This window comes from Klebsiella sp. 1SOBk5mer, assembly GCF_046603115.1.
GTDB classification, from domain to species: domain Bacteria; phylum Pseudomonadota; class Gammaproteobacteria; order Enterobacterales; family Enterobacteriaceae; genus Klebsiella; species Klebsiella quasipneumoniae.
The window spans coordinates 1-13,664 of the sequence record NZ_JBKIUU010000006.1 but is presented as its reverse complement, the minus strand read 5'-3'; the positions used below and the strand labels follow the sequence as shown (position 1 = coordinate 13,664).

Annotated in this window: 13 protein-coding genes, 2 other RNA genes and 1 pseudogene; 10 read left to right on the top strand and 6 right to left on the bottom strand. The window is 58.9% G+C overall.

Translation table 11 applies throughout. The features are described 5' to 3' along the window. Positions 1 to 142: 142 nt before the first annotated feature. On the bottom strand, positions 143 to 292 hold the full coding sequence (locus ACLH1U_RS14665; RefSeq protein ID WP_002895156.1) for an AcrZ family multidrug efflux pump-associated protein: 150 nt from the start codon (positions 290 to 292) through the stop codon (positions 143 to 145). Positions 293 to 444: 152 nt separating this feature from the next. On the opposite strand from ACLH1U_RS14665, the gene modE reads away from it, so the two are divergent. The 7 genes from modE (at position 445) to gpmA (ending at position 8,287) form a co-directional block, all read left to right on the top strand. Next, positions 445 to 1,233, top strand: a complete 789-nt coding sequence (gene modE, locus ACLH1U_RS14660) for a molybdenum-dependent transcriptional regulator (protein ID WP_004886029.1) — start codon at positions 445 to 447, stop codon at positions 1,231 to 1,233. A gap of 67 nt (positions 1,234 to 1,300) precedes the next feature. Further along, entirely contained in the window at positions 1,301 to 2,773 is a 1,473-nt protein-coding gene (gene modF, locus ACLH1U_RS14655; protein WP_023288887.1) for a molybdate ABC transporter ATP-binding protein ModF, read from the top strand. A gap of 209 nt (positions 2,774 to 2,982) precedes the next feature. Further along, positions 2,983 to 3,999 (top strand): UDP-glucose 4-epimerase GalE, encoded by a 1,017-nt coding sequence (galE, locus tag ACLH1U_RS14650; protein WP_023288886.1) that lies wholly within the window; start codon positions 2,983 to 2,985, stop codon positions 3,997 to 3,999. Positions 4,000 to 4,008: 9 nt separating this feature from the next. Next, a complete protein-coding gene (gene galT / locus ACLH1U_RS14645; RefSeq protein WP_044521687.1) occupies positions 4,009 to 5,055 on the top strand; it encodes a galactose-1-phosphate uridylyltransferase in 1,047 nt (348 codons plus the stop codon). 2 nt (positions 5,056 to 5,057) lie between these two features. Beyond that, complete coding sequence (gene galK, locus ACLH1U_RS14640) at positions 5,058 to 6,206, top strand: galactokinase (RefSeq protein WP_032455171.1); 1,149 nt, start codon at positions 5,058 to 5,060, stop codon at positions 6,204 to 6,206. After that, positions 6,200 to 7,243 carry a galactose-1-epimerase gene (gene galM, locus ACLH1U_RS14635; RefSeq protein WP_065804715.1) on the top strand — a complete coding sequence of 348 codons (1,044 nt, stop codon included), beginning with the start codon at positions 6,200 to 6,202 and terminating at the stop codon, positions 7,241 to 7,243. The genes galK and galM overlap by 7 nt, the downstream gene beginning before the upstream one ends. A gap of 291 nt (positions 7,244 to 7,534) precedes the next feature. After that, complete coding sequence (gpmA, locus tag ACLH1U_RS14630) at positions 7,535 to 8,287, top strand: 2,3-diphosphoglycerate-dependent phosphoglycerate mutase (protein ID WP_002895089.1); 753 nt, start codon at positions 7,535 to 7,537, stop codon at positions 8,285 to 8,287. A 73-nt stretch (positions 8,288 to 8,360) separates the two neighbouring features. On the opposite strand, the gene aroG is transcribed toward gpmA, so the two are convergent. Continuing rightward, positions 8,361 to 9,413, bottom strand: a complete 1,053-nt coding sequence (aroG, locus tag ACLH1U_RS14625) for a 3-deoxy-7-phosphoheptulonate synthase AroG (protein ID WP_023288882.1) — start codon at positions 9,411 to 9,413, stop codon at positions 8,361 to 8,363. Between the two features lie 315 nt (positions 9,414 to 9,728). Here aroG and ACLH1U_RS14620 point away from each other — a divergent pair, with 315 nt between their 5' ends. Both ACLH1U_RS14620 and zitB read left to right on the top strand, forming a co-directional pair. Further along, positions 9,729 to 10,112 carry a YbgS-like family protein gene (locus ACLH1U_RS14620; protein WP_065804714.1) on the top strand — a complete coding sequence of 128 codons (384 nt, stop codon included), beginning with the start codon at positions 9,729 to 9,731 and terminating at the stop codon, positions 10,110 to 10,112. 118 nt (positions 10,113 to 10,230) lie between these two features. After that, positions 10,231 to 11,175, top strand: a complete 945-nt coding sequence (gene zitB, locus ACLH1U_RS14615; RefSeq protein WP_065804713.1) for a CDF family zinc transporter ZitB — start codon at positions 10,231 to 10,233, stop codon at positions 11,173 to 11,175. Here the strand turns inward: zitB and pnuC are convergent. Next, positions 11,172 to 11,891 carry a nicotinamide riboside transporter PnuC gene (gene pnuC / locus ACLH1U_RS14610; protein WP_004151689.1) on the bottom strand — a complete coding sequence of 240 codons (720 nt, stop codon included), beginning with the start codon at positions 11,889 to 11,891 and terminating at the stop codon, positions 11,172 to 11,174. The two genes, zitB and pnuC, sit on opposite strands and share 4 nt — an antisense overlap. Positions 11,892 to 11,926: 35 nt before the next feature. Continuing rightward, positions 11,927 to 12,970: a quinolinate synthase NadA gene (gene nadA / locus ACLH1U_RS14605; RefSeq protein ID WP_023288879.1), complete on the bottom strand. Its 1,044-nt coding sequence runs from the start codon at positions 12,968 to 12,970 to the stop codon at positions 11,927 to 11,929. 69 nt (positions 12,971 to 13,039) lie between these two features. On the opposite strand from nadA, the pseudogene ACLH1U_RS14600 reads away from it, so the two are divergent. Next, positions 13,040 to 13,186: pseudogene (locus ACLH1U_RS14600) on the top strand (hypothetical protein); the annotation flags it as partial. An 88-nt stretch (positions 13,187 to 13,274) separates the two neighbouring features. On the opposite strand, the gene ACLH1U_RS14595 reads toward ACLH1U_RS14600, so the two are convergent. Together ACLH1U_RS14595 and ACLH1U_RS14590 are read right to left on the bottom strand one after the other, a co-directional pair. Next, a non-coding RNA gene (locus tag ACLH1U_RS14595) (RtT sRNA) lies at positions 13,275 to 13,408 on the bottom strand. Positions 13,409 to 13,432: 24 nt separating this feature from the next. After that, positions 13,433 to 13,566: non-coding RNA, RtT sRNA (locus tag ACLH1U_RS14590), on the bottom strand. Between the last annotated feature and the right edge of the window lie 98 nt (positions 13,567 to 13,664).

The window sequence follows — 13,664 nt, the reverse complement described above, 5'->3', positions numbered from 1 at the left end:
CTGAATCTCCTGTCAATGCGTTATGTACTCGACAATATAACGATATGCGAAGCGTTTTTATAGTGACGCAGGACAATAAAATGAAGGGAAATGATACAGGAGGGAAATAGCACAGCGCCCGGTTAAACCGGGCGCCGGGAAATCAATGATTTTGCTGGCTGCGATCTTTGTGGCCGACGCCGGAGAAGAGGTTGAACACTTCGCCAAGACCGTAAATCAATCCCAGGATGACCGCCATCACCACCGGTACCATGATGACCGCAAAAACCAGACTTTTCAAAAGCTCTAACATGGTTCACTCCAGATAGTATGATTCCCTGATTGTAACGGTTTCAGCCGAAAAAACACGCCCCATTTGTGCGGTGGTTAATGACAAACCGCGCAGAGAGGTTTTGCAACGGGGTGACTATCGGTCACAATACGCTTTTTTGTCAGGAAACGATTATGCAGGCCGAAATTCTTCTCACCCTTAAGCTTCAGCAGCGCCTGTTTGCCGACCCCCGGCGGATCGCCCTGCTCAAACAGATTGACCAGACCGGTTCGATAAGCCAGGGGGCGAAGCACGCGGGTATCAGCTATAAAAGCGCGTGGGATGCCATCAACGAGATGAACCAGCTCAGCGAACAGCCGCTGGTGGATCGCGCCACCGGCGGCAAAGGCGGCGGCGGCGCGGTGCTGACCCGCTACGGGCAGCGTCTGATCCAACTGTACGATCTGCTGGCGCAGATCCAGCAGAAAGCGTTTGATGTGCTCAGCGATGACGACGCCCTGCCGCTGGACAGCCTGCTGGCGGCCATCTCGCGCTTTTCCCTGCAAACCAGCGCCCGCAACCAGTGGTTCGGCACTATCACCGGCCGCGATCGCCAGCAGGTGCAGCAGCACGTCGAGGTGCTGCTGGCCGACGGGCAGACCCGCCTGAACGTCGCCATTACCGCCCAAAGCGCTGAAAAGCTGGGGCTCGATGAGGGCCAGGAGGTGCTGGTCCTGTTGAAAGCGCCCTGGGTTGGCATCACCCTCGACCCGGCGGTGGCCCGCCAGGCCGAGAACCAGCTGTCGGGTCGCATCAGCCATATCGAATGCGGCTCCGGGCAGTGCGAAGTGCTGATGACCCTTGCGGACGGCCAGACCCTGTGCGCCACCCTGCCGCAGGCCCAGACCTCTGGCCTGACGGAAGGGACGGAGGCGATCGCGTACTTCAACGCCGATCGCATCATTCTCGCTACGTTATGCTGACCCCATTGACATTGCGCGCCTGAAGTCGTATCCCTGATGCACATCGCTGCAAAAAATGGGATACATCATGTCATCATTGCAAATTTCGCAAGGCACGTTTCGCCTGAGCGATACAAAAACCTTAAAAATAGACCACCTGAGCGTGGCGGCGGGTGAAAGCTGGGCGTTCGTCGGCAGCAACGGCAGCGGCAAATCCGCCCTCGCACGGGCCCTGGCCGGCGACCTGACCCTGCTCAGCGGCCAGCGCGAAAGCCTCTTCTCCCGCGTAACCCGCCTCTCCTTCGAACAGCTGCAGAAGCTGGTCAGCGACGAGTGGCAGCGCAATAACACCGACCTGCTCAGCCCCGGAGAAGAAGATACCGGACGCACTACCGCGGAGATTATTCAGGATGAGGTGAAAGATCCGGCCCGCTGCGCGCAGCTTGCCGAACAGTTTGCCATCAGCGCCCTGTTGGACCGCCGCTTTAAGTATCTGTCCACTGGCGAAACGCGTAAGACCCTGCTGTGTCAGGCCCTGATGAGCGATCCGCAACTGCTGATCCTCGACGAGCCGTTCGACGGCCTCGACGTCAACTCCCGCCAGCAGCTGGCCGCCCTGCTGGCCGACCTGCATCGCGCCGGCATCACCCTGGTGCTGGTGCTCAACCGTTTCGATGAGATCCCGGACTTTGTGCAATACGCCGGCGTGCTGGCTGACTGCCTCCTCAGCGAGACCGGCGAGAAGCACGCTCTGCTGCAGCAGGCGCTGGTCGCCCAGCTGGCGCACAGTGAAAAACTGGACGGTATCACCCTGCCGGAGCCGGATGCCCCACCGGCCCGCCATACGCTGACGGAGACGGCGCCGCGTATCGTCCTCAATGACGGGGTGGTCTCCTACAACGATCGCCCGGTCATCAACCACCTCTCCTGGACCGTAAACCCTGGCGAACACTGGCAGATCGTCGGCCCCAACGGCGCGGGTAAATCCACCCTCTTAAGCCTTATCACCGGCGATCACCCCCAGGGCTACAGCAACGATCTCACCCTCTTTGGCCGTCGGCGCGGCAGCGGCGAGACCATCTGGGATATTAAAAAGCATATCGGCTACGTCAGCAGCAGCCTGCATCTGGACTACCGGGTCAGCACCAACGTCCGCAACGTGATTCTGTCGGGCTATTTTGACTCGATCGGCATTTATCAGGCGGTGTCGGATAAACAGCATAAGCTGGTGCAGCAATGGCTGGATATTCTCGGCATCGATAAGCGCACCGCCGACGCGCCGTTTCACAGCCTGTCGTGGGGCCAGCAGCGGCTGGCGCTTATCGTCCGCGCGCTGGTGAAGCATCCAACCCTGCTGATCCTTGATGAACCGCTGCAGGGGCTGGATCCCCTCAATCGCCAGCTGGTGCGCCGCTTCGTCGACGTCCTGATTGGCGAAGGCGCCACACAGCTGCTGTTTGTCTCGCACCATGCGGAAGATGCCCCGGACTGTATTACCCATCGCCTGGCGTTCGTTCCCAGTGGAGACGGTTACACTTATCAGCTCGGCCCCGTGGCCTGACGCCCCCTGCCGGGGATCGCAAGATCCCTGGTATTTTTCAGAAAAATAGCGCCTTTCTCACCTAACCAGATGTATTTAAAACAAAATATATTAAACGATGCCGTTTCACTCTTGAGTGTAAACGATTCCACTAACTTGTTCTGTGTCACACTTTTCACTTCTTTGATATGCTATCTTCCTCATACACGATAAGCCGAATGGAGCGAATCATGAAAGTTCTGGTTACAGGTGGTAGCGGTTACATTGGAAGTCATACCTGCGTTCAACTGCTGCTGCAGGGGCATGAGGTGGTAATCCTCGACAATCTCTGCAACAGCAAGCGCAGCGTACTGCCGGTGATTGAGCGTCTCGGCGGCAAAGAAGCCACCTTTATTGAAGGCGATATTCGTAACGAAGCGCTGATGACCGAGATCCTCCACGATCACGCCATTGAAGCGGTGATCCACTTCGCCGGGCTGAAAGCCGTCGGGGAGTCCGTCGCCAAGCCGCTGGAATATTACGACAATAACGTCACCGGCACACTGAAATTAGTCTCCGCCATGCGCGCCGCGGGCGTGAAGAACTTCATCTTTAGCTCCTCCGCCACCGTCTACGGCGACCAGCCGAAAATCCCGTATGTCGAAAGCTTCCCGACCGGCACCCCGCAAAGCCCCTACGGTAAAAGCAAACTGATGGTGGAGCAGATCCTGACCGACCTGCAAAAAGCGCAGCCGGAGTGGAGCATTGCGCTGCTGCGCTACTTCAACCCGGTCGGCGCCCACCCGTCGGGCGACATGGGCGAAGACCCGCAGGGGATCCCGAATAACCTGATGCCCTACATCGCCCAGGTCGCCGTTGGCCGTCGCGAATCGCTGGCCGTGTTTGGTAACGACTACCCGACCGAAGATGGCACCGGCGTGCGCGATTATATCCACGTGATGGACCTTGCCGACGGCCACGTCGCGGCCATGGAAAAACTGGCTGACAAAGCCGGGGTCCATATCTACAACCTTGGCGCCGGCGTCGGCAGCAGCGTGCTCGACGTGGTCAATGCTTTTAGCAAGGCCTGCGGCAAACCAATTAACTACCATTTCGCGCCGCGCCGCGATGGCGACCTCCCGGCCTACTGGGCGGATGCCGCCAAGGCCGACCGCGAGCTGAACTGGCGCGTGACGCGCAACCTGGACGAAATGGCGCAGGACACCTGGAACTGGCAGTCCCGCCATCCGCAGGGTTATCCAGACTAAGGAACCTTCATGAGCGTATTTAACCCCGTTGACCATCCGCATCGTCGTTATAACCCGTTAACCGGGCAGTGGATTCTGGTTTCTCCGCATCGCGCCAAGCGCCCCTGGCAGGGAGCGCAGGAGACGCCGGCAAAACAGACCTTGCCGGCCCACGATCCGGACTGTTTCCTGTGCCCGGGCAACACCCGGGTCACCGGCGACACGAATCCGAATTACACCGGCACCTACGTGTTTACCAACGACTTTGCGGCCCTGATGACCGACACCCCGGATGCCCCGGAGAGTGACGATCCGCTGATGCGCTGCCAAAGCGCGCGCGGCACCAGTCGGGTGATCTGCTTCTCGCCAGACCACAGCAAAACGCTGCCGGAACTGAGCCTTGAAGCGCTGGAAGGCGTGGTTAAAGCGTGGCAGGAACAGACCGCGGACCTCGGGAAAAGCTACCCGTGGGTGCAGGTCTTTGAAAACAAAGGAGCAGCGATGGGCTGCTCCAACCCACACCCGCACGGTCAGGTATGGGCCAACAGCTTCCTGCCTAATGAAGCGGAACGGGAAGACCGTCTGCAGAAAGCGTATTACGCCAGCCAGGGCCAGCCGATGCTGCTGGACTATGCCCGGCGCGAACTGGCCGACGGCAGCCGCACGGTGGTCGACACCGATCACTGGCTGGCGGTCGTGCCTTACTGGGCCGCATGGCCGTTCGAAACGCTGCTGCTGCCGAAAGCGCCCGTGCAGCGTATTACCGATTTAACCGACGCCCAGCGCAGCGATCTGGCGCTGGCGTTGAAAAAGCTGACCAGCCGTTACGACAACCTGTTCCAGTGCTCATTCCCCTACTCCATGGGCTGGCACGGCGCGCCGTTTAACGATGAAGACCATAACCACTGGCAGCTTCACGCCCACTTTTATCCGCCGCTGCTGCGCTCCGCGACGGTCCGCAAGTTTATGGTTGGCTACGAAATGCTGGCCGAAACGCAGCGCGATCTCACCGCCGAGCAAGCTGCCGAACGACTGCGCGCCGTCAGCGACGTCCATTTTCGTGAATCCGGAGTGTAATGATGAGTCTGAAAGAGAAAACCCAAACCCTGTTTGCTGAGGCCTTCGGCTACCCGGCCAGCCATGTCATTCAGGCACCAGGCCGCGTCAACCTGATCGGCGAGCATACCGATTACAACGACGGCTTTGTGCTGCCCTGCGCCATCGACTACCAGACGGTGATCAGCTGCGCGCCGCGCGACGATCGTACCGTGCGGGTGATTGCCGCCGATTACGACAATCAGACCGACGAATTCTCTCTCGACGCGCCGATTCTCAGCCACGACACCCAGCAGTGGTCGAACTATGTCCGCGGCGTGGTGAAGCATCTGCAACAGCGGAACAGCCACTTCGGCGGCGCGGATCTGGTGATCAGCGGCAATGTGCCGCAGGGCGCGGGCTTAAGCTCCTCAGCCTCGCTGGAGGTCGCCGTCGGCACCGTGTTCCAGCAGCTCTACCACCTGCCGCTCGACGGCGCGCAAATCGCCCTCAACGGCCAGGAGGCGGAAAATCAGTTCGTCGGCTGCAACTGCGGGATCATGGATCAGCTGATTTCGGCGCTGGGCAAAAAAGACCATGCGCTGCTGATCGACTGCCGCTCGCTGGGCACCAAAGCCGTCTCGATGCCGAAAGGCGTGGCGGTGGTGATCATCAACAGCAACTTTAAGCGCACCCTCGTCGGCAGCGAGTACAACACCCGTCGTGAACAGTGCGAGACCGGCGCGCGCTTCTTCCAGCAGCCCGCTCTGCGCGATGTCACCCTTGAGCAATTCAACGCTGTCGCCCATGAGCTGGATCCGGTGGTGGCGAAGCGGGTACGTCATGTGCTGACGGAGAATGCCCGCACCGTGGAAGCCGCCAGCGCCCTTGAAAAAGGCGACCTGAAGCGGATGGGCGAGCTGATGGCCGAATCCCACGCCTCGATGCGCGATGATTTCGAGATCACCGTCCCGCAGATCGACACCCTGGTGGAGATCGTCAAGGCGACAATCGGCGATAAGGGCGGCGTGCGCATGACCGGCGGCGGTTTTGGCGGCTGTGTGGTAGCGCTGGTCCCGGAAGATCTGGTCGATACCGTTCAGCAGGCCGTTGCCAACGAGTATGAAGCGAAAACCGGAATTAAAGAGACGTTTTATGTCTGCAAACCGTCACAGGGGGCTGGTCAATGGTAACGCAAACTACCGCGCAGGCGCCGGACGGCCAGCCATGGCAGCAGGTAACCCTGCGCAATAAGGCGGGGATGACCGTCACCGTGGCGGACTGGGGCGCGACGCTGCTCAGCGCCGAGGTGCCGCTGGCCGATGGCAGCGTGCGCCATCCGCTGCTGGGCTGCGCAAAGCTGGAAGACTATGCCCGCCAGGCCGCGTTTCTTGGCGCCTCGGTAGGCCGCTACGCCAACCGTATCGGCAATAGCCGCTTCCCGCTTGACGGCCAGCTCGTCACCGTCACGCCGTCAAACGACGCGGGCCACCAGCTTCACGGCGGCCCGGAAGGGTTTGATAAACGCCGCTGGCGCATCGTCCGCGCCGACGAGCAGGAAGCGCTGTTCGCCCTGACCTCGCCCGATGGCGATCAAGGCTTTCCGGGCACTCTGCAGGCCACCGCGCACTATCGTCTGACCGACGATAACCGCATCGCGATTACCTATCGCGCCACCGTGGACCAACCCTGCCCGGTGAACATGACCAATCACGTCTATTTCAACCTCGACGGTGACCAGGGCGACGTGCGCCAGCACCAGCTGCAGATCCTCGCCCATCGCTATTTGCCGGTGGAAAGCGATGGTATCCCGGGCGGCGGACTCAAAGACGTCGCCGGCACCAGCTTTGATTTCCGCCAGCCGAAAACCATCGCCGCCGACTTCCTCGCGGATGCCGATCAGCAAAAGGTGAAGGGTTATGACCATGCCTTCCTGCTGGACGCCAGAGGCGACGCCAGTCAACCTGCGGCGCAGGTCTGGTCGCAGGACGGTAAGCTGCAGATGACGGTCTATACCTCCGCTCCGGCGCTACAGTTTTATTCCGGCAACTATCTCGGCGGCACCCCGTCGCAGACGACGGAACCCTACGCCGACTGGCAGGGGCTGGCGCTGGAGAGTGAATTCCTGCCGGATTCGCCGAATCATCCGGAATGGCCGCAGCCGGACTGTGTGTTACGTCCAGGCCAGGAGTACGTCAGCCTGACGGAATATCAGTTTATCGCCCGCTAATCGCCAGCGCCCTCCGCCGGGGGGCGCTGAGTTTCGTCCCCGCCCTCCTCTCCGCCGCCTCTTTTTTCAGCAACCTGCTCTATTTTCCATCATCAAAGGACAAAAAAATAACCTGTGTTTTACAAGCACCTTACACTGAGCCACTATTTTCGCTATGGTTAGGGATAAGCATTGCCGTGAGCCAAATCACGGCAATATAATGAGAATAGTTATCAATCAATAACACATACACCAACATATTCAGCGCACCGTTCGCGGCGCGAGGGATGGCGTGTAGAGAGGAGTAAGAGAATGGCTGTAACTAAGCTGGTACTGGTTCGTCATGGCGAAAGCCAGTGGAACAACGAAAACCGCTTCACCGGTTGGTACGACGTTGATCTGTCCGAGAAAGGCGTTAGCGAAGCGAAAGCAGCAGGTAAACTGCTGAAGGCTGAAGGCTTCAGCTTTGATTTTGCTTATACCTCCGTGCTGAAACGTGCCATCCACACCCTGTGGAACGTGCTGGACGAACTGGATCAGGCCTGGCTGCCGGTTGAGAAATCCTGGAAGCTGAACGAGCGTCATTACGGCGCGCTGCAGGGCCTGAACAAAGCGGAAACTGCTGAGAAATACGGTGACGAGCAGGTTAAACAGTGGCGTCGCGGCTTCGCCGTTACTCCGCCGGAGCTGACCAAAGACGACGAGCGCTACCCGGGCCACGATCCGCGCTATGCAAAACTGACCGACGCGGAACTGCCGACCACTGAAAGCCTGGCGCTGACCATCGACCGCGTCGTGCCTTACTGGAACGAAACCATTCTGCCGCGCCTGAAAAGCGGTGAGCGCGTGATCATCGCCGCTCACGGTAACTCCCTGCGCGCGCTGGTTAAATACCTCGACAACATGGGCGAAGACGAGATCCTCGAACTGAACATCCCGACCGGCGTACCGCTGGTGTATGAGTTCGATGAAAACTTCAAGCCGATCAAACATTACTATCTGGGCAACGCGGAAGAGATCGCGGCGAAAGCGGCTGCCGTCGCCAACCAGGGTAAAGCGAAGTAATTTCCCCCGGTGAAAATAAAAAAGCGTGGAAATCTCCACGCTTTTTTTATGACCTGCGCGAGCGCAACGTAGCTTAGCCGCGGCGGGTTTTCACCGCTTCCGCCAGCTGACGCAGGATCGCTTCGGTATCCTCCCAGCCGATGCAGGCGTCGGTGACGCTCTTGCCGTAGGTCAGCGGTTCACCGCTCTCGAGGCTCTGGTTGCCTTCCACCAAATGGCTTTCAATCATCACGCCCATAATGGCGCGCTCGCCGCCGGCAATCTGCTGGCATACGTCGGCGCCTACTTCCATCTGCTTCTTGAACTGCTTGCTGGAGTTGGCGTGGCTGAAGTCGATCATCACCTGGGCCGGCAGGCCCGCTTTCGCCAGACCGATTTTCACCTCCGCCACGTGCTTCGCGCTGTAGTTCGGCTCTTTGCCGCCGCGCAGAATAATATGGCAGTCGCCGTTGCCGCTGGTATTGACGATAGCGGAGTGGCCCCACTTGGTGACCGACAGGAAACAGTGCGGCGCGCCGGCGGCGTTAATCGCGTCGATAGCCACCTTGATGGTGCCATCGGTACCGTTTTTAAAGCCCACCGGGCAGGAGAGCCCCGAGGCGAGCTCGCGGTGCACCTGGGATTCGGTGGTGCGCGCCCCGATGGCGCCCCAGCTCATCAGATCGGCGACATACTGCGGGGTGATCATATCGAGGAATTCCCCCGCCGCCGGCAGGCCGCTGTCGTTAATATCCAGCAGCAGTTTGCGCGCAATGCGCAACCCGTCGTTGATGCGGAAGCTGTTATCCATATGGGGATCGTTGATAAGCCCTTTCCAGCCGACGGTGGTGCGCGGTTTCTCAAAATAGACGCGCATGACGATCTCGAGCTCGCCCTTCAGCGCCTCGCGCAGGGTCAGCAGACGGGAAGCGTACTCTTTCGCCGCCGCCGGGTCGTGAATAGAACAGGGCCCAATCACCACCAGCAGGCGGTCATCATCACCTTTGAGGATCTGGTGGATCGCTTTGCGAGCATGTGCAACGGTGTTTGCAGCATTTTCGGTAGCAGGGAATTTTTCCAGGAGCGCAACGGGAGGTAATAATTCGTTGATCTCTTTAATGCGTAAATCGTCGTTCTGATAATTCATCTTCTTTCCAGCGTTGCCATACTTATTCAATGAAATGCAATCCCTCCAATCTATCTCTTCGCTGAAATAGTGTAAACGTGATTTTACAGTAGTGATGGAATAATCCTGGAAATAGGCAAAAATACGCCATAAAGTAGCGAAACCAGACTCATGAACTACAATATTTAACTGTTAAAGCTAATTAAGTCTTACGTTTCAGGATTATATAGTGACACTGCGATCGTCTGCGGAGTCTTTAACCATAGCGAGTCAGATCCCTGGCACACTTACCGCTGGAGGCGTAGTTACCGCTTCCCGACCCAACAGGAGTATCCGATGAACATGAAAAAACTGACGACCCTTTTGCTCACCGCCACCTTAGGTCTTGCCAGCGGCGCGGCCCTGGCGGCAGACACCGGCGCCCAGTCCAACAATGGCCAGGCCAACTCTTCCGCTGATGCCGGTCAGGTGGCGCCGGACGCCCGTGAAAACGTGGCGCCGAATAACGTCGATAATAGCCAAATCAATTCTGGCTCTGGCACTGGCGGCACCATGCTTCATCCTGACGGCTCGACGATGAGCCAGGACAATATGTCGAGCGATGAGGTCCATAAAAACTCGATGTGTAAAGACGGCCGCTGTCCGGACACCGGTAAGAAGCTGGACAACGGCGACAGCATGAACCATGACAACAGCAAAACCGACGGCACCACCCAATAATTGATGCGGTGAGTGCAAACAGAGAAAAGGCGAGCCGGGCTCGCCTTTTCTCTGTTTGTTATCGTTCTCTGTTTATGATGTCATAGCGTGATAATGATAACTATCAAGGGACGACACTATGGCGCACTCGCATTCGCACTCCCCTGCCCAGGCTCCGGATAACGGCAACGCCCGCCGGCTGCTCTGGGCGTTCATCGTCACCGCCGGTTTTATGCTGGTAGAAGCCATCGGCGGCGCGATCTCCGGCTCGTTGGCCCTGCTGGCGGATGCCGGCCATATGCTCACCGACTCCGCCGCCCTGCTGTTTGCGCTGCTGGCGGTTCGCTTCGCCAGCCGTCCCCCGAATGCCCGCCATACCTTTGGCTGGCTGCGTTTGACCACCCTGGCGGCGTTTCTCAATGCCATTGCTCTGGTGGTGATCACCATGCTGATTGTCTGGGAGGCCATTCAGCGCTTCCAGCACCCGCAGCCGGTTGCCGGCGTGACGATGATGGTGATTGCGGTCGCTGGCCTGCTGGCCAACGTGCTGGCTTTCTGGATCCTGCATCGTGGCAGCGAAGAGCGGAACCTCAACGTGCGCGCCGCGGCGCTACACGTGCTCGGCGATCTGCTGGGCTCGGTTGGCGCGATTGTGGCCGCCGTGGTGATCCTCACCACCGGCTGGACACCCGTCGACCCGATCCTTTCCGTGCTGGTTTCCTGCCTGGTGTTACGTAGCGCCTGGCGTCTGCTGAAGGAGAGTCTGAATGAGCTGCTGGAAGGCGCGCCGCGTTCGCTGGATGTGACGGCCCTGCAGCGGGATATCCGCCGCTCTATCCCGGAGGTGCGCGATGTTCACCACGTCCACGTCTGGCTGGTGGGGGAAAAACCGGTGATGACGCTGCATGTGCAGGTTGTACCGCCGCACGATCATGATGCGTTACTCAACCGCATCCTGCATTTCCTGGAACATAAATATGAAATTGAGCATGCCACGGTACAGATGGAGTACCAGCCCTGCAGCGGCCCGGAGTGCCATCTCAACACGATGCACTCCGGGCACGATCATCACCACCACCATTAGCCAGAAAACGCGTGAGAACCACGCTCACGCGCGCTGTTTATCCACATCCGGCTGCCGTTCAGCGCAATGAACGTCAGCAAGAGATATTCCAGCGACATCGCATAGACGCCCTGACGGGCAAAAATCACCACGCTGATGACGTTGACGATGACCCACAGCAGCCAGTTCTCAACGTATTTGCGGGTCATTAAGATCATCGCCACTACCGACAGCACCGTCATACAGGAGTCCCAGAACGGGAAGGCGTCCGGCTGCAGTTCCGGCATAGTGACCTGCAAACCGAGCGCTTGCATCAGGCTGACCGCGATCCGCGTCAGGAAAGCAAAAAACGGATTGATAAACAGGGTCAGCAAGCCGATCGCCACCACGCAGGCCGCCAGCCAGCCCAGGGCTTTACTGCGCGGTAGCCAGCGGATCTGCAGCTCAGCCTCATGGTTGCTGCTTTGCCGCGACCAGGCATACCAGCCGTAAACGTTAGCGGCAAAGAAGAACAGCTGCAGCAACAGGCTGGCATACAGCTGGATCTGAAAGAAGATGATGGCGAACAGCGTGACGTTGACCAGACCGAAGGCATAGTTACTGATCTTCTCCAGGCTCGCCAGCCAGATACACAACAGCCCGGCGATGGTCCCCACGGCCTCTATCCAGGAGAGATCGTACCCCCCGGCGCCGATGGGTATATGTACTAAAATATTCTGCGTGCTAAAAAAATCCATTTTATCCTCTCAGCGCCAGATGACGCGGCAATAGGTTATCCCCGTAGTGTAGCCGCAAAATCCAGCATCCGGTTAAGGGGAATTAATGCGCCAGTCCGCAGCGCTTCGTCGACGTGGATTTCATGTTCAGCGCCGCCCTGCTCGAGACCCTCGGCAATGGCTTTCAGGCCGTTCATCGCCATCCACGGACAATGCGCGCAGCTGCGGCAGGTCGCCCCTTCACCGGCGGTGGGCGCTTCCAGCAGCGTTTTCTCCGGCACCGCCTGCTGCATTTTATAAAAGATACCGCGATCGGTCGCCACGATCAGCTGGCGCTGGGGCAGGCTTTTCGCCGCCGCGATCAGCTGGCTGGTGGAGCCTACGGCATCGGCCATCTCGACGATCGCCTGCGGCGACTCGGGATGGACCAGCACAGCGGCTTCGGGATGCAGAGCCTTCATCCGCATCAACGCCTGGGTTTTAAACTCGTCGTGCACGATGCACGCCCCCTGCCAGCAGAGCACATCTGCGCCGGTCTGACGCTGAACGTAACGGCCAAGATGGCGGTCCGGCGCCCAGAGGATTTTTTGACCAAGGCTATCCAGATGGTCAATGAGTTCCACGGCGATGCTGGAGGTCACCACCCAGTCGGCGCGAGCCTTCACCGCGGCAGACGTATTGGCATAGACCACCACGGTGCGGTCAGGATGAGCGTCGCAAAAGGCGTTGAACTCCTCAATCGGACAGCCCAGATCCAGGGAACACTCGGCGTTCAGGGTCGGCATCAGAATGGTCTTTTCCGGGCTGAGGATTTTGGCGGTTTCCCCCATAAAACGCACCCCGGCGACCAGCAGCGTGGAGGCCGAATGGCGGGCGCCAAAGCGCGCCATCTCCAGCGAGTCGGCAATACAGCCGCCGGTCTCTTCCGCCAGCTGCTGAATTTCAGGATCGGTGTAGTAATGCGCCACCATCACGGCATCGCGCTCGCGCAGCAGACGCTTGATTTTTTCGCGGTAAAACTGCTTTTCATCGACGGTCAGCGGCTGCGGTTTCGGTGGAAAGGGATAAATCGCCGTTTCAGGATCAAACATTACGCTCATCATGCAATCTCGTTTTACTGGCTTAACTCTAAGACCGTCAGTATGGCCTGCCCGCGCCATGATACGGTCATGGTGTTTTATATGCTAAACAAGATAGCCGATTACGCGCCAAAAGTCGTGATGAATTTTGTACATCAGCGCCTGTTCCAGGGGACGATGCTGCGTCGCTGTCCGGGCTACCGGTTCGCGCCCTGTGCAGGCGTGGTAAGCGCAGCGCGAGCGTGGGAAAGCGCTGAATACAATATTGTGGAAATTGATGGGCGGGCAGATAGCAAAAAGGCGCCTTTAGGGCGCCTTTTTACATTGGTGGGTCGTGCAGGATGACTCGGCTTCGCCTCGCCCTTCGGGCCGTCGCCGCAAGCGGCTCCGTTGTCTCACTGCGTTCGACCCGAACCTGCTGCAGGTTCGAATCGTTAAGTTCCGCGGATAGCAAAAAGGCGCCTTTAGGGCGCCTTTTTACATTGGTGGGTCGTGCAGGATGACTCGGCTTCGCCTCGCCCTTCGGGCCGTCGCCGCAAGCGGCTCCGTTGTCTCACTGCGTTCGACCCGAACCTGCTGCAGGTTCGAATCGTTAAGTTCCGCGGATAGCAAAAAGGCGCCTTTAGGGCGCCTTTTTACATTGGTGGGTCGTGCAGGATGACTCGGCTTCGCCTCGCCCTTCGGGCCGTCGCCGCAAGCGGCTCCGTTGTCTCAC

Bases quoted from the DNA above. Each gene is read 5' to 3' on its own strand.
- ACLH1U_RS14665 (WP_002895156.1), bottom strand. From the start codon at position 292: ATGTTAGAGCTTTTGAAAAGTCTGGTTTTTGCGGTCATCATGGTACCG.
- modE (WP_004886029.1), top strand. From the start codon at position 445: ATGCAGGCCGAAATTCTTCTCACCCTTAAGCTTCAGCAGCGCCTGTTT.
- modF (WP_023288887.1), top strand. From the start codon at position 1,301: ATGTCATCATTGCAAATTTCGCAAGGCACGTTTCGCCTGAGCGATACA.
- galE (WP_023288886.1), top strand. From the start codon at position 2,983: ATGAAAGTTCTGGTTACAGGTGGTAGCGGTTACATTGGAAGTCATACC.
- galT (WP_044521687.1), top strand. From the start codon at position 4,009: ATGAGCGTATTTAACCCCGTTGACCATCCGCATCGTCGTTATAACCCG.
- galK (WP_032455171.1), top strand. From the start codon at position 5,058: ATGAGTCTGAAAGAGAAAACCCAAACCCTGTTTGCTGAGGCCTTCGGC.
- galM (WP_065804715.1), top strand. From the start codon at position 6,200: ATGGTAACGCAAACTACCGCGCAGGCGCCGGACGGCCAGCCATGGCAG.
- gpmA (WP_002895089.1), top strand. From the start codon at position 7,535: ATGGCTGTAACTAAGCTGGTACTGGTTCGTCATGGCGAAAGCCAGTGG.
- aroG (WP_023288882.1), bottom strand. From the start codon at position 9,413: ATGAATTATCAGAACGACGATTTACGCATTAAAGAGATCAACGAATTA.
- ACLH1U_RS14620 (WP_065804714.1), top strand. From the start codon at position 9,729: ATGAACATGAAAAAACTGACGACCCTTTTGCTCACCGCCACCTTAGGT.
- zitB (WP_065804713.1), top strand. From the start codon at position 10,231: ATGGCGCACTCGCATTCGCACTCCCCTGCCCAGGCTCCGGATAACGGC.
- pnuC (WP_004151689.1), bottom strand. From the start codon at position 11,891: ATGGATTTTTTTAGCACGCAGAATATTTTAGTACATATACCCATCGGC.
- nadA (WP_023288879.1), bottom strand. From the start codon at position 12,970: ATGAGCGTAATGTTTGATCCTGAAACGGCGATTTATCCCTTTCCACCG.